The sequence below is a fragment of the Solimonas aquatica genome (assembly GCF_900111015.1).
Lineage (GTDB): Bacteria > Pseudomonadota > Gammaproteobacteria > Nevskiales > Nevskiaceae > Solimonas > Solimonas aquatica.
This window is the reverse complement of sequence record NZ_FOFS01000006.1, coordinates 1-17,120: the sequence shown is the minus strand read 5'-3', so window position 1 is coordinate 17,120 and position 17,120 is coordinate 1. Positions and strand designations below refer to the sequence as shown.

14 protein-coding genes are annotated in these 17,120 nt (G+C 67.6%); 2 read left to right on the top strand and 12 right to left on the bottom strand.

The window, feature by feature from the left end:
- Positions 1–83: 83 nt before the first annotated feature.
- Entirely contained in the window at positions 84–905 is an 822-nt protein-coding gene (locus BMY12_RS08600; RefSeq protein ID WP_093284648.1) for an NAD-dependent protein deacetylase, read from the bottom strand.
- A gap of 64 nt (positions 906–969) precedes the next feature.
- On the opposite strand from BMY12_RS08600, the gene BMY12_RS08595 reads away from it, so the two are divergent.
- A complete protein-coding gene (locus tag BMY12_RS08595) occupies positions 970–1,179 on the top strand; it encodes a hypothetical protein (protein WP_093284645.1) in 210 nt (69 codons plus the stop codon).
- Positions 1,180–1,186: 7 nt separating this feature from the next.
- Here BMY12_RS08595 and BMY12_RS08590 read toward each other — a convergent pair whose 3' ends face one another.
- The 5 genes from BMY12_RS08590 to BMY12_RS08570 form a co-directional block, all read right to left on the bottom strand.
- On the bottom strand, positions 1,187–3,433 hold the full coding sequence (locus BMY12_RS08590) for a hydantoinase B/oxoprolinase family protein (protein WP_093284641.1): 2,247 nt from the start codon (positions 3,431–3,433) through the stop codon (positions 1,187–1,189).
- Between the two features lie 14 nt (positions 3,434–3,447).
- On the bottom strand, positions 3,448–5,583 hold the full coding sequence (locus tag BMY12_RS08585) for a hydantoinase/oxoprolinase family protein (protein WP_093284637.1): 2,136 nt from the start codon (positions 5,581–5,583) through the stop codon (positions 3,448–3,450).
- A gap of 13 nt (positions 5,584–5,596) precedes the next feature.
- On the bottom strand, positions 5,597–6,025 hold the full coding sequence (locus BMY12_RS08580; RefSeq protein ID WP_093284634.1) for an acetone carboxylase subunit gamma: 429 nt from the start codon (positions 6,023–6,025) through the stop codon (positions 5,597–5,599).
- Positions 6,026–6,125: 100 nt separating this feature from the next.
- Positions 6,126–6,332 (bottom strand): hypothetical protein, encoded by a 207-nt coding sequence (locus BMY12_RS08575; RefSeq protein WP_093284632.1) that lies wholly within the window; start codon positions 6,330–6,332, stop codon positions 6,126–6,128.
- Complete coding sequence (locus BMY12_RS08570; RefSeq protein ID WP_218140130.1) at positions 6,329–8,575, bottom strand: molybdopterin-containing oxidoreductase family protein; 2,247 nt, start codon at positions 8,573–8,575, stop codon at positions 6,329–6,331. The genes BMY12_RS08575 and BMY12_RS08570 overlap by 4 nt, the downstream gene beginning before the upstream one ends.
- A 59-nt stretch (positions 8,576–8,634) precedes the next feature.
- Here BMY12_RS08570 and BMY12_RS08565 point away from each other — a divergent pair, with 59 nt between their 5' ends.
- Complete coding sequence (locus BMY12_RS08565; RefSeq protein ID WP_093284630.1) at positions 8,635–9,165, top strand: MarR family winged helix-turn-helix transcriptional regulator; 531 nt, start codon at positions 8,635–8,637, stop codon at positions 9,163–9,165.
- 10 nt (positions 9,166–9,175) lie between these two features.
- Here BMY12_RS08565 and BMY12_RS08560 read toward each other — a convergent pair whose 3' ends face one another.
- The 6 genes from BMY12_RS08560 to BMY12_RS08535 form a co-directional block, all read right to left on the bottom strand.
- The gene (locus tag BMY12_RS08560) at positions 9,176–11,881 is read right to left on the bottom strand and encodes a winged helix-turn-helix domain-containing protein (RefSeq protein WP_093284627.1); all 2,706 of its coding nucleotides are present in this window, start codon (positions 11,879–11,881) and stop codon (positions 9,176–9,178) included.
- Between the two features lie 7 nt (positions 11,882–11,888).
- A complete protein-coding gene (locus BMY12_RS08555) occupies positions 11,889–12,908 on the bottom strand; it encodes an NADP-dependent oxidoreductase (protein WP_093284625.1) in 1,020 nt (339 codons plus the stop codon).
- A gap of 83 nt (positions 12,909–12,991) precedes the next feature.
- Positions 12,992–13,450, bottom strand: a complete 459-nt coding sequence (locus BMY12_RS08550) for a DUF3237 domain-containing protein (RefSeq protein ID WP_177188904.1) — start codon at positions 13,448–13,450, stop codon at positions 12,992–12,994.
- A 24-nt stretch (positions 13,451–13,474) separates the two neighbouring features.
- Positions 13,475–14,707: a thiolase family protein gene (locus BMY12_RS08545; RefSeq protein ID WP_218140129.1), complete on the bottom strand. Its 1,233-nt coding sequence runs from the start codon at positions 14,705–14,707 to the stop codon at positions 13,475–13,477.
- Positions 14,708–14,713: 6 nt separating this feature from the next.
- Positions 14,714–15,838 carry a DUF5938 domain-containing protein gene (locus tag BMY12_RS08540; protein ID WP_093284622.1) on the bottom strand — a complete coding sequence of 375 codons (1,125 nt, stop codon included), beginning with the start codon at positions 15,836–15,838 and terminating at the stop codon, positions 14,714–14,716.
- A 30-nt stretch (positions 15,839–15,868) separates the two neighbouring features.
- On the bottom strand, positions 15,869–16,633 hold the full coding sequence (locus BMY12_RS08535) for a glucose 1-dehydrogenase (RefSeq protein WP_093284620.1): 765 nt from the start codon (positions 16,631–16,633) through the stop codon (positions 15,869–15,871).
- Between the last annotated feature and the right edge of the window lie 487 nt (positions 16,634–17,120).

The window sequence follows — 17,120 nt, the reverse complement described above, 5'->3', positions numbered from 1 at the left end:
GGCCCGACGCCGGGCTCTTTGTGTGATGAATATGAAATTCATCATAAGAACTGCAGGATAGTCGCGCAATTGGATGGCGCCCGTTACAGCGCTGCCTGCGCGTCCTTCAGCAGAAAGGCCAGCGCCTCGCCGCAGGCCTGATGGAGCTTCAGCTGCAAGAGTTCGTCGGCACGGGTACGGCCCAGATTCACCGCCGCAATCGGCAGTCCGCGCTCATGCGCCTGGCGCACGAAGCGAAAGCCCGAATACACCATCAGCGAGGAGCCCAGCACCAGCACTGCATCGGCCTGCGCCAGGGCCTGCAGGGCCTGCGTGACCCGCGCCGGCGGCACCGCCTCGCCGAAGAACACCACATCGGGCTTGATCAGGCCGCCGCATTGCGGGCAGCCCGGCACCTGGAAGGCGGCGAAGTCGGCCAGCTCCAGATCGGCATCGCCATCGGGCGCGGCCTCGGCGGCGTAATCCGGCCAGCAGGGGTTGTGTTCCAGCAGCAGGCTCTGCCACTGCGCACGCGGCAGGCGCAGCCCGCAGTGCAGGCAGCGCACGGTGTCGATGCGACCGTGCAGATCCAGCACGCGGCGGCTGCCGGCGGCCTGATGCAGACCATCCACGTTCTGCGTCAGCAGCAGTTCCACCCGCTCCATCTGTTCCAGCCGCTGCAGCGCGCGGTGCACGGCATTGGGTTGCGCGCCGCCGAGGCGCTGCCAGCCCACCAGGCTGCGCGCCCAGTAGCGCTGGCGGGTGTGCAGTTCGTGCACGAAGGCCTGATACATCACCGGCGGCCTGCGCTTCCAGGCGCCTTGCTCGTCGCGATAATCGGGAATGCCGGAGCCGGTGCTGCAGCCGGCACCGGTGAGCAGGAACAGGCGGCGATGGCCGTGGATGAAATCTTGCAGGGCGGACATGCGACAAGCTTAGGCCCTCGCCCTTATGCTTGCAGCCGATCCTCATTACGCCCGGGAGGCGCGCATGACCAAGCCCTTGCTGGCCCTTGTGCTCTTGTTGTCGCTGGCCGCCTGCAGCAGCGAGGCCGCCAAGCGCGCCGCCTACGAGGCGGCGTACCAGAAAAGCTGTACGGACCGCACCGGCAATGCACAGTGCGATCCCAATCATCCCAGCTACGACGAGTACCGCAAGCAGCGCAGCGACCCGCAGCAGGCGGAGCCGCCGGGCCGCTGAGCGTTCTTCAAGGTCTGGCCAGCGCCGCCTTGAGCTGCGCTTCGAGTTCGGCGATGCGCAGGTCCTTGGGATTGAGCATGAACATGCTGGACAGGGCCTTGCCGTCCATCTTCACGCGCTGCCCCATGCTCACGCCGTAGACCACGGTCGCATCATCCCAGCAGCCGAAGAAGGGCAGATGCGCCGGCGGCGCCGGCGTCTGCCATTCGGCCAGGAAGGCGTCATACGGCTTGCCGCGCGCCAGACGGGCCTGCCGCTCGGCCGCGCGTGCGCGCTCGGTGGCCGCCTCGTCCACCACGCGCGAGGCCGGGTCGTAGATCACCTGGTAGATTTCGCGCGCGGTGGCGTCCGAGATCAGGTCTTCCTCCAGATCCTTCATCACCAGCTGCGGATCGCGCTGCAGCACATCGCCGTAACCGCCGCCGGCGCCCTGACACATCATGTACAGCTCGCCGGGCGCGGCCAGCTCGAAGGTCATGCCCATGTCGTGCGTGGAGTAGCTGGCGCCGGGAATCGGCTGCTCGTTCATGATGCGCACGATGTCCAGCGGCAGCGCTTCCGGTTGTTGCGCCAGGAACTCGAAGACGTTCACGCCCTTGACCTTGCACAGCGGATAGGTGGGCGAGGCATAGCCGCCGAACAGGGGCTGCGCCGAGCAGAACAGCGAGCCCGAGCAGCCGGTCATGAAGCCCCAGAGGCCCGAGTTGCGATAGGTGTGGATCTGCTCGTAGCCCAGGCCGCTGCGCTGCTTGCCGAAGCCGACGCGATCCCGGGCCAGGGTGAAGGCGCCCAGACGCACCATCGGCAGGTCTTCCTCCATCAGCTCGATCTCGCCCAGATCGCAGTGCGCGGCAAACGGCGGTGACACCGAATGCTCGCCGTCGCGATGGCTGCGTCCACCCTGGCCCATGCCGTTGATGTCGGCGCAGAAGTTGCCCACGTATTCGCTGTGCTGGGTGAGGCCGCCGTAGATCAGGGTTGCCGGCTGGTCGTACTGCGGCGCCACCATCGCGGTGTAGCGCTGCGGCAGGCTGTAGTTGAACTTGGCCATCGGAATGCAGGCGATGGTCATGGTCTTGAACAGCGGAATCAGGCTCATGGCCTGCGGCGTGTCGAAGGAGCCGTTGATCAGCGACTTCTCGTCGAAGATGAAATCAAAAGGCGTGAACACCGCCATGGTGAACGGCAGGTCCGGCCAGATGTTCTGCATGAAGCCGGTGAACAGCATGGTCTTGAACGAGGCCTGGCAGGCATTGATGGAGCGGTTCAGCAGCTCCGGCGAGCTGCCGCGCATGTCCACGATCATCTTCTCGCCCTGCACGGTGATCGCCATGTTGAGCTTGAGCAGGGCGTTCTCGCGCAGCGTGGAATCGGCGAAGGACACGGTGCGCGTGGTGCCGTCCGGCAGCTCGGCGATGCGCCGCCGCACTTCCGTCACCACGTCCTCGATGTGCACGCGCAGGGTGCTGACCAGGGCCTCGGGTCCGAAGGCCTCCAGAATCTTGAGCACGCGCTCGCGCAGGCGCAGCACCGAGTGCAGGCGCACCTTCATGTCTTCCAGCTGCAGCTTGGGGTCGCGCACCGAGTTCTGCAGGAAGGTGACCAGATCGCGCTTCAGCTCGAAGTTCTCCACCACCTTGAACGGCGGCATCTTCAAACCTTCATCGAACTTGCTTTCCGCCGCCGCCGGCATGCCGCCGGGTTCGCAGGCGCCGTTCTCGCCTTCGTGGATGGTGGCCGAGAGCCAGCACACGATCTCGCCCTTCCAGAACACCGGCATCATCATCGACTGATCGGTGTTGTGGATGCCGCCGTAGCGCGCATCGTTGTGGATGAAGCCATCGCCCTCGCGCACGCCGACCGTGGGCTCGGGAATCCAGTGCTTGATGATGAACTTGATCGGGTAGAACACGGCGGCGGCAAAGCCGCCCACGCCATGCGGCGCGATCATCGACAGGTCGCCGGCGGCGGTGAAGATGGCGGTGGTCATATCGCCCCACTTGGCGCCGGGCGCTGCGCCCATCTGCTCGATCATGGTGTGGCTTTCGTCGAGCGCCGCCACGATCAGGCCGCGCAGCTCGTTGATCTTCTGTCGGTCCAGAGGCTGGCTGAGCAGGCGTTCCTCGAGTTCGCTGCGCGGCGCGATGCGATGGTTCTCCATGATCGAAGGGTCGGGCGCATAGAACAGCTTGTTCTCGTGCAGGAAGCGGTCGAGCAGGGCCTGCTGGCGCGCGCTGAGGGTGATGTCGTCCATTCGGATACTCCGGTTCAGTGATCCAGACGCGTGAACCACACGGCGTTCTGCGCTGCAGCGCGATAACGCCAGCCGGGTTCGATCAGGTAAGTGGTGGCGCGCGTGACCACGATGGCGGGCCCGTCGATCTGCGTGCCCACCGTCAAGGCCGCCTCGTCGTAGATCGCGGTGCGGATCGCGCCTTCATGGCCGACGAAATGGCAGTCGCGATGCGCGCGCGGCGGCGGTGGCGGCAGCGGCTCGCCCTGCGGCCGGATGTCGGCGAAGGCGATGCCGGGATGCTCGACATGGGCGCAGACGCGGATGGTGTTGATGCGCACGCCGGCTTCCGGGGTCTGGCTGCCCTGGCCGAAGCGCTCGCCGTAGCGGGCATGGAACTGCTCGATCAGCTGCAGCACCTGCTCGGGCTCGGTGAGGCGATTGAGTGACGTGACCACGGCGGTTTCCACGCGCTGATTGCCGTAGCGCATGTCCAGCTCCAGCCGATAACGGATCTGCTCCGCCGCGAAGCCCTGCCGCAACAGGTCGTCGCGACCGCGCTGCTCCAGCTCCTCGACCACGGCATTGAATTGCGCATAGTCGCTGAAGAAGCGCTGCTGGCTGGCGTCGAACAGCGTGGTCCAGCAGCTCTTCTCGTGGATGTGCAGCTGGCTCATGTTGCCGGCGCCCACCGCCGAGAACACCGAGGCAAACGGCGGCGCGAGGATGCGCCGCACGCCCAGGGCGCGGGCGATGCCGCAGGCATGCAGGGGGCCGTTGCCGCCGTAGGCGAGGATGGTGAAGTGCTCGGGCTCGTAGCCGCGCGTGCGCAGCTCGCGGGCGATGCCATTGGCCATGTTGGCGTCGACCGTGGACTTGATGCGCTTGGCGGCTTCGATCGCGGACACGTCCAGCGGCTCGGCCAGTTCGTCCTCGATGGCCTGGCGTGCGCGCCGCGCATGGAGCTTGATGCGGCCGCCGGCGTAATGCGCGGGGTCCAGATAACCCAGCAGCAGATCGGCATCGGTGACCGTGGGCTTGAGGCCGCCGCGATCATAGGCGGCCGGTCCCGGATCGGAGCCGGCGCTGTCCGGCCCCACCTGCACGCTGCCGAACATGCGGTCGTAGCTGCAGATCGAACCGCCCCCGGCGCCGAGCGTGACCAGATGCACCATGGGCACGCTGACCATCCAGCGCTCGATCACCGGATTAAAGTCGTAATGCTTGACGCCGCCTTCCACCACGATGCCGATGTCGAAGCTGGTGCCGCCCATGTCGGTGGCGACGATATTGCCCAGCTGCGCCTGCAGGGCCAGATGCTCGCCGGCGGCGATGCCGGACACCGGCCCGGAATGCACGGTCTGCAGCGCGTCGGTGGAATTGAGCTGCGCCATGCCGCCGGAGTTGTGATTCACCAGCATGGGCTTGCGATAGCCGGCCTCGCGCAGATTGAGTTCCAGCGTGCCCAGGCCGTGGTACATCACCTGATGCAGGAAGCCATCGAGGATGGTGGACATGGCGCGCACGTACTCGCCCTTGCGGCCGGCCACCTGGTGCGAGAGCAGCATGGGAATGGCGCCGAGCATGTGGCCGGGGTATTCGTCGAGAAAGATCTCGCGGATGCGCAGCTCGTGCGCGGGATTGACCACGGAATTGGCCAGCACCACCACCAGGGTTTCCGCGCCCTTGTCCACCAGCGTGCGCAGCGCTTCGCGCAGCTGTTCCTCGTCCAGAGCCATCACCACCTGGCCTGCGTAGTCGATGCGCTCGCGCACTTCCACGATCATCGGCAAGGGCACGATGGGCTCGGGCCGCTGCGCATTGGGCACGTCCATCTGCTGCGCATGCGGCAGGCCCACGCCATAACCCTTGGCGCGTGCCAGCGGCACCGAGGCGCGAAAGCCGGCGGTGGTGAGCAGGCCCAGGCGCGGGCCCTTGCGCTGGATCAGGGCATTGGTGCCCAGGGTGGTGGCGTAGCGCACCGAGTCCACCTGCGAGAGCAGCTCGTATTCGCTCAGGGCCAGTTCCGCGCAGGCATTGCGCAGCGCCTCGTTGAAGCCCAGGGCCAGATTGTGATGCGTGGTCAGCGCCTTGCTCTCGATGCAGCGGCCGTCCCAGGCCACGAAGCAGTCGGTGAAGGTGCCGCCGATGTCCACGGAGACGCGTTTCATGGCCGCCTCCCGTTCAGTGCGAGTGCGTGCGCGCGTGCACGGCGCGCTGGCTCAGCAGCTTGTCCAGGCCGGCATCGGCGCCGGGCGCGTGCTCGCGGACTTCGGCACGGTCCCGCCACTGCGCCTTGAGCGCATCGATGTCGAGCTGGATGTCATGCACCGGCGGATGGCCGGGCGGCAGGTATTCGGTCTCGATCATGCTGCCGCAGCGCGGGCAGTAGTATTCGAGAATGCGGCACCAGTCGGGATTGGGCGAGTAGGTGAGCGCGTACTTCGCCGGGTCCAGCAGCGGCTTGTGAATCTCGCGCGGATCGCGGTTGTAGACCAGCAGGCCGCGCTTGTAGTTCTCGCGCGCCGAGATCAGCGCCTTGCCGCAGTGGCGGCATTCCCACAGCTCGCTGTCCAGGTCGATGCGCAGGTTTTCGGTGATCAGCACTCGCATGGCGGGCTCCTCCTTGTTCTGGTGACGACACCAGGAGAGCTTGGCAGTGCGCCGGGGCGCTGGCACCACCCGGAAGGAGAGTCGGCGGCAGGCGGCCTGCCTACAGGCCTTTCTGGTAACGCGTCAGCTCGTCGGGATCGTAGCCCTGGTCGGCGATCACCATCTCGTCGAGATCGAAGTTGAAGTGCAGCACGCGCTCCAGGATGCGGCGCGCCAGGCGGTCGAACCAGGTCTGGTTGCGCGAGGCCTTCTTGGCCAGCGCAAAGGCGATCTTGGCCATGGCCTCGCGCCGGTAGTAGGGCTTCATGCCAGCGCCTCCGGCTTCTTCACGATGCGGCAGGGCAGGCCCTTGAGATGCGGAATGCCTTGCTCGTGATCGAGGTAATCGCCCTCGTCGCCGCACAGCTGCGCGTCGGCGTACTGCAGGGCGCCGGACAGCGTGCCCAGGCCCTGCGCGGTTTCCGGCTTCCACCAGCCGTGCGGGATGCGCACCAGATTGTCGGGCATGGTGTCGCGGATGCTGACCTGGATGTCGACGCGCCCGGTGCGCGTCTCCACCACCACCCACTGGCCTTCCTGCAGCTCCTGCGCGCGGGCGGTGGCGGGGCTGATGAACAGCTGCGGCTCGGGCTTGCGCGCGCGCAGCTCCGGCACGTGGCGGCCGCCGGTCTGGAAGTACTCGGCCTCGCGCACGCCGGTGAACATCATCAGCGGATACTCGGGATCGGGCGGCGGGTCCTCGCGCCAGTAGGGCAGGGGATCGAAGCCCAGGCTTTCCAGAATCGAGGAGCGCAGTTCCACCTTGCCGCTGGGCGTGGCGAAACCGGTCTTCTCGTACTTGCGGAATTCCAGCTTGTCGGCGTGCACCTCGTAGACGCTGGCAAAGGTCTCGAAGGCCACGCCCAGACCCTTGAGCCGCCAGTCGTAGAAGGCCTCCAGCGTCGGCCAGGGCACCAGCTCCGGACGGTCCAGCGCGCCGGCGACGAGCTTCCAGAACTCGAAGGTGCTCTTGCACTCGCCGGGCGGCTCCATGGATTTCTGCGAGGGCTTGTAGAGGGACAGCCAGCCATAGCCATCGAACATCCAGGGCCGCTCCAGCCAGGAGTCGCCGGGCAGCACGTAGTCGGCCAGCTGCGCGGTGGGCGTCATCACGTGCTCCTGCACCACGATCAGCTCCTGGTTCAGCAGCGCCTTGAGAATCAGCGGCATGTTGGCAAAGCCGAGCAGGGTGTTGTTGCCGATGGAGAACAGCGCCTTGACCGGGTACGGCCCCTGTCCGGCCATGGCGCGGAACACCGCCGAGGGATTGGCCATGTAGCAGCCGGTGGCCTGGTTGGCGTACTCATGGCCCCAGACCCGCCTCAGGGGCTCGCGCAACGCGGCCTGGCCGCGATAGGTGAAGACCGGATGCTGATCCGCGCCCAGCTGCTTGGCCTTCTGCGCCTCCGGCAAGACCTCGTGCATCTCGACGGCCGACTCCGGCACGATGTCCGGATGAAAGCCCATCAGGGCCTCGCCGCCCGGCACGTCCAGGTAGCCGCAGACCGCGCGCAGGATGCTGTGCAGGCGGATGCCCGAGGTGCTGTTGCGCTGCTGATCGGTGATCGGTGTCCAGGGAATCACCGAAGGGCCTTGCGAGGCGTACAGGCGCGCGGCCTTGGCGATCAGCTCCGCCGACACGCCGGTGATCTGCGCCACGCGCGACAGCGGAAACTCATCGACGCGGCGGCGCAGGTCCTCGAAGCCGATGGTCCAGCGCGCCACGAAGTCCTCATCGTAGAGCCGCTCGTCCAGGATCACCTTGAGCCAGCCCATCATCATCGCGGTGTCGGTGCCCACCTTCAGCGGCAGCCACAGATCGGCCATCGCCGCGCACTCGCTCTTGCGCGGGTCGAGCACGATCAGCTTGCCGCCGCGCGCCTTGACGCGCTGGATCTGGTTGTAGATCGGCACCCAGGAGTTCCGGCCCGGGTTGTGGCCGAACAGCACGATGCAATGGGTGTTGTCGTAATCCGGCCAGGGGAACCAGCCGTAGGTCAGGCGATTGACCGCCGCGGTATTGCCGGCGCACAGCGCCACGCCGCTGATCCAGTTGGGAGAGCCGATGTGATTCATGATGCGGCGGCCCAGGCCGTGATCGGTGCCGGTGTTCCACTGGCTGGTGGACACGGCCCAGGCTTCCGGCCCGTGCTGCGCGATGATGGTCTTGAGGCGCGCGCCGATGTCGGCCATCGCCTCTTCCCAGCTCACGCGCTGCCATTGCCCGGAGCCGCGTTCGCCGACGCGCCTTTGCGGATACAGCACGCGCTCGGGGTTGGCGAAGTTCTTGGGCGCGGTGATGCCCTTGACGCAGATGTTGTCCTTGAACAGCGGATTGTCCGAGGAGCGCACGCGGGTGACGCGGCCCTTCTGCACCTCGGTCACCACGCTGCAGGCGATGTCGCAGCTCGCGCACAAGGCCTTGCGGGTCTCGACGCCGGGCCGTGGATGGGCGCGGGGCAGGCTGCGGCTGCCGACGGCGGAGGGCATGATGGAGGGTGAGCCGGGCATGAGGATTCCTGGACCGTTTCGTTTTGAGTGCACCGTAATGTACGTGTATATACACTGATATGAAAGCCAAGCGCTATCACCTGCCCTATCTGGAGGACGTGCGGAATCGCCGGCACGTCTGCTTTTCCGAGCAACTGCGCTCGGCCAACCGCAGCATCACCAAGCTCTACAACGAGTATCTGGGCGGCACGGATATCGGTATCGCGCAGTTCTCGCTGCTGATCCGCCTGTACTACTTCGGCGAGGTGAAGATGTCGCGCCTGGCACGGGCCCTGGAGACCGAGCGCACCACGGTGGCCCGCAATGTGCAGCTGCTGGAGCGCAGCGGGCATCTGGAAGTGGTGGCTGGCGAGGATGCGCGGCACCGTCTGGTGCGCCTGACGCCCAAGGGTTTCGCCTCGCTGGAAAAAGCCCTGCCGCACTGGCGTCGCGCGCAGGACGACCTGCTCAAGCACCTGGGGCCGGCGCAGTGGGATGCGCTGTTCAAGGGGCTGAGGGTGCTGGCCGAGCTGGAGCGCTTGCAGGATGGGGGGCCGGGCGCCGCTGCGCCGCAGGCTTCATCAGGACGGAAGAAAAAGGCCTCGGGTTGAGGCGGACGCGCTAGTCGATCAGACCCAGATGCCGTGCCAGCGCGATGGCCTGTACGCGATTGCCGATCTGCAGCTTCTCGAAGATGTTGCGCAGATGCCACTTCACGGTGTTGGTGGACACCGACAGGCGCTCGGCCAGCTCGCGATTGGAAAGTCCCGTGGCGACGTGCCGCAGCAGGCGTTTCTCGCGCTCGGTGAGGCTGGCCAGCAGCTCGGCGCTGGGCGGACGCGCGACCTGGCAGGCGGGCGCGGGCAGGGGCTTGTCGCCGGCCTCGCGCAGCAGATGCTCCAGATAGGCCTGCAGGCTGTCGCGTTCGGACAGCTCCGGCAGCTGCTGCAGGCCGCCGCCCAGCTCGCGCAGCAGGCGCAGCGCCGGCGCGCGCTCGTCGAGAATGCTGCGGATGAATTCCTGCGGCGTGCCCAGGCTCAGGGTTTCCAGCATCGCGCGCCGCGCCGCCGCCTCGCGGCCCTCGTTGTGCAGGGAGATCGCCAGCAGCAGGCTGAGCTTGAGTTCGCGCCGGCGACGGCGCTGCTGCCGCGCCTCGCGGATCTGCGCCTGCAGCGCGGTGCGTGCCTGCGCATGGCGGCCGCTGTGAATCAGATAGCGCGCCAGGCTGATGCCATGCGCTTCGTTCTCGCCGGCGTGAAACAGCAGCGGCCCGGCCAGCGTGGCATCGTGCTCGGGATCCAGTTCGCGCAAGCGTCGCTCAGCGCGGTCCAGGTCACCGGACAGCGTGGCCTGGCGCACGAACTCGGCGCGCGCGTAGCTGAGCAGGCGTGTGTAACCATGGCGGTAGCCCAGGTACAGCAGGCGCTCCAGGATTTCCTCGGCCTCCGCCTCGTCGCCGCGCAGGTGCGCGATGCGCGCCTGCGTGAGCAGCATCACCGCCAGCGGATCGGCGATGGCCTGCTGTTCGGCGAGCTGCGCGTAGTCGTGAATCAGGCCTTCGGCCTCGGTGATGCGGTTCTGCTCGTAACAGGCTTCCGCCAGATACGCGGCCAGCACCGAGCCGGCGCTGACGCTGCCGGCGGCTTCCTGCTCGGTGTGGTGCAGGGCGGCGGACAGGCAGCGCTGCGCGTCCACGATGCGGCCCTGGGCGCTGAGCGTCATGGCGTGGATGGCTTCCTGATAAGCCTGGCCGAACAGATGCCGCTCGCGGTCGTGCAGGGGGCGGGCCTGCAGGCACAGGCTGCGCGCCTGATCGAAGTCGGAGCGGCCCACGCAGGCCATGGAGCGGGCGTTGAGACTCACCGCGTAGCGGTAGCCGTCGCGCGCATCCAGATGCTGCAGGCAGTGCCCGGCGCACTGGCCCATCTCTTCGATGCGGTCCTGCGCGGCGAGCACGAACAGGCGCGTGCTGTGGTGGCGCGCCAGGGTGTGCGCGTCGGCGTGCTGCGTCTGCAGATGCGCGGCGCGACGCTCGATGAGGCGGTGCGCCTTGTCGAAGCTGCGGCGAAAGCCATAGGCGATGATCGCTGCCTCGCACAAGGCCTCGCTGGCCAGCAGGCTGTCCACCGGCAGCTGCTCGACATAGCGCTCCACCAGACCCAGGCGCTCTTCGGCGATCAGGCTGTCGATGATCTGGCTGAGCAGGCGCGCGGCCTCGTCCTGGCGCTGTGCGTCCAGATAGTGCTGGATCGCCTCCTCGCGAAAGCCGTGCTGCTCATACCACTGCGCGATGCGGCCGTGACGGGCCTGCATCTCCTGATCCGAGGTCTCGCTGCGCAGGCGCGCCAGCAGAAAATGCCGGAACAGATTGTGGAAGCGGTACCAGTGCCGCTGCAGATCGGCCTGCGCCAGGAACAGTCCGGCCTTCTCGATCCGCGCCAGCTGCTCGCGACCCTGGCCGCGCGCGCTGATGTGTTCGACCAGCGCCGCGCTGAGCTTCTCCGGCACGCAGAGTTCGAGCAGCAGCGATTGCAGCTCGGGCGCCAGCTGCTCGAAGACTTCGGCGGCGAGAAAGTCGATCAGCTCCGGCGTGATGCCGCGTCCGGCAAAAGCCAGGCTGCGCTGGCTGCGGCCCCGGCGCAGGCACAGGCGCAGGCATTGCAGCGCCGCCGGCCAGCCATCGCAGCGCTCGTGCAGCTCGGTGATTTCCCGGGCGCTGAGCATGGCGCTGTCGCGCAGGAACTCGGTGCTCTCCGCCGCCGAGAAGCGCAGCGCCTCGGCGTCCAGCAGCAGGCTCTGTTCTTCGATCAGCAGTCGCGACAGCCGATGACCCGGCAGCACGCGTGTGCCCAGACACAGCTGCATGCCGGGCTTGAGCAGGCGTACCAGCTGGCCGAGCAGACCGTCGAGCGCCGCGCCGCTGGCCTGCTCGAAGTTGTCGATCACCAGCAGCAGGCGCCCGCTCTGGGCGCGCAGCAGGCTGGCGAGATCCTCCAGCGTGCTCGGCCGCCGCGCGCCGCGACCGCGCGGCGCCGCGCCGCCGCGCAAGGCCTCGCAGAGCGCGCGCAGGAACTGCGAGGCGTCGGCGCAGTGCAGGTCCACGCGCAGCCAGGCCACGGCATCGCCCTGCGCGGCGCGCAGCTCGCAGTACTGCTGCAGCAGGCTGGTCTTGCCGAAGCCCGCCGGCGCCTGCACCACGATCAGGCGCAGCTCGCGATGCTGCTGCAGGCGCTGCAGGGCTTCGCGACGCAGCACCAGCGCCCCGGCCTGCGGCGCGGCGCCGTCGTTGGCGGCGGGACCGGCATCCAGACGCGCGCTGCGGACCATGGGGGGCTCAGGCCGGCTCGGCGCCGATGCGCACCATGAGCTTGCCCTGATTGCCGCTGGTGTAGAGCAGCTTCAGCGCCTCGCTGGCGCGCGCTAGGCCGTCCACCACATGCAGGCGGTATTTGATTTTGCCTTCGAGCATCCAGGCGGCGAGCTTCTGCTGGTACTGCGGATACTTGTCGAGATGATCCAGCACCACGAAACCTTCGATGCGCAGGCGGCGCATGATCACATTGCGGAACATGTAGGGACCCGGCACCGGATCGCTGCCGGCGTTGTAGCTGGCGATCAGGCCGCAGACCACCACGGTGCCGAAGTTGTTCATGCAGCTGAGCGCGGCGTCGAGAATCTCGCCGCCCACGTTTTCGTAATGCAGGTCGATGCCCTCGGGCGCGGCCTGGCGCAGCTGGCCCAGCAGATCGCCTTGCCGGTAATCGACCACCGCGTCGAAGCCGAGTTCGTCTTTCAGCCAGCGGCACTTTTCCGCGCCGCCCGCCACGCCGATCACGCGGCAGCCGTGAATCCTGGCCAGCTGTCCGACGATCATGCCCACCGCACCGGCGGCGGCGCTGACCACCACGGTATCGCCCGGCTTGGGCCGGCCGATGTCCATCAGGCCGACATAGGCCGAAGGTCCGGCCACCGCGAGAATGCCGAAGGCCTCGGCCAGCGGCAGGCCGGGAATGCGCGGCATCGGCGAGAAACCCTCGCCCGTGCTCACCGATTCATCGGCCCAGGGCGCCAGGCCCGCCGCCAGCGAGCCGACCGCAAAACCGGGATGACGCGACTCGACCACCTCGCCGAGCACGAAGCCCAGCATCGGCGAGCCGGGCGCGATGGTCGGCATGTACAGATCCCATTCGCTGATCCAGAGGCGGTTGGTGGCATCCAGCGACAGATACAGATGGCGCAGGCGGAATTCGCCGTCCTGGAGCGGCGCGCGCGGCAGCTCGCGCAGCTGCAGGGTGTCGGCCTCGATCTCGTGTCGCGGGCGACGATTGAAATACCAGCAACGATGCGTGCTCATGCGCCAGCTCCTCTTGGTCTTGTGCTGCCCGCAGTCTGCGCCACGCGGGCGCCCTCCGGCCCCTTCCAAGGAAGGGGCGGCTCTCAGCGGACGGCGTAAACGTCGTAGTCCACGCTCAAGCTGCCGAAGTCCGCTTCGCCGACCCCGATGCAGAGCAGGCGGTTGAGCTGCGCGTGCTCGGGATGCGCGGTGCTCATGCGGATGCTGGTGCGCAGCGCCGCGCGCGGCGGCAGGCGACCGGCGATGAAGTCCTCGTAGCCGTTTGTGCCCAGATCGAGGATGCCGGTGTACTGCAGGTACACCAGCGCGCCGTCCTGGAGTTCGGCGGTGGCGCGCACGTTCATGTGGCCCACGCCGTCGCGGCTCAGCAGCACCCAGTCGGCGCCCACCGGCCGCAAGCGACCGCAGGCCAGCGGGCCGCGCAGCTCGCCGCCGGTGATGTAGAAGTTCACGCGCAGGCCTTCCGGCACCGGGCCGATCACTTCCGGCGGCGCGAGCGTGGCGCTGTAAGAGAACAGATGCGGCATCTCGTAGCGATGCATGGCCATCTCCGGTGCAAGCCGCGCTCAGGCGGATTCGAGAATATTGATGACGATGGCCGCGACCTCGCGACCCACCACGCCGCCGCCGCTGTGCGCCAGCGCCAGTCTGGCTTTCTGCACCTGACGCGCGCCGGCCTCGCCGCGCAGCTGCCAGACCAGCTCGGCGATCTGCGCCATGCCGGAGGCCGCGCCGGCGTGTCCGCGCCGCAGCAGGCCACCGGAGGGATTCACCGGAAGGCGGCCACCCAGGCGCGTGGCGCCGCTGTCCAGCAGCTCGCCGCCTTCGCCCGGCGCACACAGGCCCAGGTGTTCGTAATAGAGAATCTCGCAGGCGGCGCTGGGATCATGCAGCTCGATGCAGTGCAGATCCTGCGGGCCGATCTCGGCCTTGGTGTAGGCGCGCTGCGCGACCTGTTCGGCGGCGTGGATATCGTCCTCGTCCTGCGTCTCCCAGCCGCTGGCCAGCACCGAGGCGCGCACCCGCACGGCGCGGCGCAGGCCCAGTTCGCGCAGCTTGCGCGGACTCACCACCACGGCGGCGGCGGCGCCATCCACCAGCGGCGCGCACATGCCCGCACCCAGCGGGCCTGTGAGCAGGGGCGCAGCGAGCAGGGCATCGGCGTGCACGCGCTCGCGCAGCGCCGCGTAGGGATTGGCCATCGCGTGCTGCGCGTTCTTCACCACCACCTGCGCCAGCTGCTCGCGCGTGGTGCCATGCGCGTGCATGTGCCGCCAGGCCCAGACGCCCAGCAGATCCAGACGGCAGCTGCCGCTGCTGGGCAGCCCGGCGTCGCGCAGCTTCTGCCGCAGCAGCTGCTGCAGCTCGTCGGCGCGCTCCACGTCCAGGGCATTGCCCAGGGCAGCATCGGCGCGTGCGGCATCGGCCTGATGCAGTTTTTCGTAGGCACAGGCCAGCACCACATCGTAGTAGCCGGCGCTGACCATGGCGCAGGCCTGATGAAAGGCCGTGGCGCCGCCGGCATCGGCGTTCTCCACGTTCACCACTGCGATGCCGCCGATGCCCAGCTCGCGCAGCAGGACCTGACCGCCCACCGCGCTCTGTCCCGTCACCAGCGGTGCGGCGGCGTTGGCCAGATACGCAGCCTGCACGCTCTGCGGTTCCAGGCCGGCATCGGCCAGCGCCAGGCGCAGGGCTTCCGCGCCCAGGCTCTTCAGGCCGCGCCCGGCATGCCGCGCGAACGCGGTCATGCCGACGCCGGCGATGTAGGCGTGCTGCTGCAGCATGCGCGCCTGCATGGGCGCTTACCTCGCCAGATCGCCGCTGATGCGCGGCGCGCTCACCAGGCCGAAGCTCTGCAGCACGCCCAGCAGCTGACGATGGCCGAAGGCCTGGCAGCCCGAGGCGAAGCCATAACGCTGCGGCGGCGCCTGCAGCAGGTGATAGGCCGCGTAAGCCTGCAGCAGACCGGTCTGCTTGTAGTTGCAGTTGCCGTGAATCACGCAATGCACGCGACCCAGCGGGCCGCTGGCGATCACCGAGTCCACGGAGGTGTTCTCGCGCGGGTTCTCGCGTGGCGGCATGCCGGACTGCAGGCTGGCGGCCATGGCGGAGAGCTGCGCCTCCTGCTCGGCTTTCGGCAGCTTCTTGATCTTCTCTTCGATGACGGCGGTGATCTGCACCACGCCTTCCATCACCGCGCGCGCAAACACGCCGCCTTGCGCCTTGCAGTTGGCCACGCGCGGATCATTCTTGAACCACACCGGATGCGCGGTGCCGCCCCAGGGCAGGGCCATCGCCACATCATGCTGGCCGGGCACCACCACTTCGGAGCGGGCAGTGGGCGACCACTGCACGTACTTGTTCTGTTCCAGGTAATAGAAGTTGGCGGTGAGGATGCTGAAGATGGTCTGCGTGGAGGCGTAGGTGGGGAAGCCTTTCCACAGCACCAGGATATCCAGGGTGTCGAGCCCCGGGGTTTCCAGGCACAGCTGCGCGGCGATCTCGCCGGTGGTGTACATCTGCGCGATGCCGGGTGCGAGCAGCAGGTTCTTCGCTGCGAACTTCGCGCCCCAGGTTTCCTCGGCGTGCATCATCCAGTTCTGCTCGCCATTGGTATCGGTGTAATGGCAGCCGGCGGCCAGCGCGGCTTCCACCGCCTCGGGGCCATACTTCATGAACGGGCCGACCATGTTGCAGACCACGCGCGCGCCCTTGAACAGCTTGGTCAGTGCTTCGGTGCTGTGTTCGACCTCGGCGATCTCGTATTCGGCGTTCTCGATGCCGGGCACCTTGCTCAGCACCTCGGCGATGCGCTTGCCGTCGCGGCCGGCGGCGATGAAGGGCACGCGGTATTCGCGCAGGTATTCGGCAACCAGGCGGCCGGTGTAACCGGTGACGCCGTAAATGACCACGGGCTTCTTGCTCATCTTGCTCCTCTCTCGTGCTTTCGTTGTGTGTCAGGCCGTCATGCCGCCATCGACCACCAGATCCGAGCCGGTCATGTAGCTGGACTCGTCCGAGGCCAGGAACAGCACGGTGCTGGCGATCTCGGCCGGTTTGGCGAAGCGGCCCATGGGAATGCGCGCCAGGGTCTTGGCGGCGAAGTCCTGCGCCTGCTCGGGACTCAGGGCCGCCAGGGCACCGGCCACCATCTGGGTTTCGGCAAAGCCGGGGCAGACGTTGTTGATGCGGATGTTGTAGCCGCTGCGCGCGCAGTGAATCGCGGCCGAGCGCGTGAACAGGCGCACGCCGCCCTTGCTGGCGTTGTAGGCGGGCAGCGCGGCTTCACCGATCAGGCCTTCGATGGAGGCGATGTTGATGATGCTGCCGCCGCCGCTGTTCTTCATGCGGGCGATGCCCTGCTGGGTGCCGAGCATCACGCCGCTCAAGTTGATGTCGAGGGTGCGCTGCCAGTCGTCGCTGCTGATTTCCTCGATGTTGAACAGGGCGCCGATGCCGGCGTTGTTGACCAGCACGTCGAGGCGGCCCCAGCGGGCGATGAGCGCGTCGAGGGTTTCCTGCCAGTGCGCGGCGCTGCGCACGTCCTGTTCGCGGAACAGGGCCTGGCTGCCCAGGCGCGCAGCCTGCAGCTGGCCTTCGCGGGCATCGAGGTCGGTGATCATGACCCTGGCTCCTTCGGCAATCAGCGCCTCGGCAGCCGCAAGGCCCAGGCCGCGCGCGCCGCCGGTGATGAGGCAGACTTTGTCTTTGACGCGGTTCATGGCTTCAGGCGCTCCTCACAAATATTCAATATTCCGAATCGTTGATCGTGGACGGCGGACTTTGAACCGTAGGGCGGGTTAGGCGCGCCAGCGCCGTAACCCGCCAGGGCTTTGATGTTGTTGCTTGGTTTGTTTGCTGATCGAGCCTTGGTTTCGTGCGCCTGTCGGCGCCCGAGGTACTTCTCTTTGCTCGTGCAAAGAGAAGTACCCAAGAGAAATCACGCCCTGCGCCTCGCATCCGTCGCCGCTGTCGCGGCGCCGGCAGCCTGCGCTGCTCGCGTGCTCGGGGCCGTTGCAGACGCGCCATCCCTGGCGCGGCTGCAACTGAGCCGAACTTCCTGTTCGGCTCTCCCACTGCGCTCGCTGCGCTGCTCGGTGCGAGGCAAAGGGGGTTAAAGGCAACAGCAAAGCACAGCGCAGCCGCGCTCATCGCGCGAAGCTGCCGTGGCTTTTGATGTTGGGGTCCCCGTCTCTGGCGCTGAGCTGT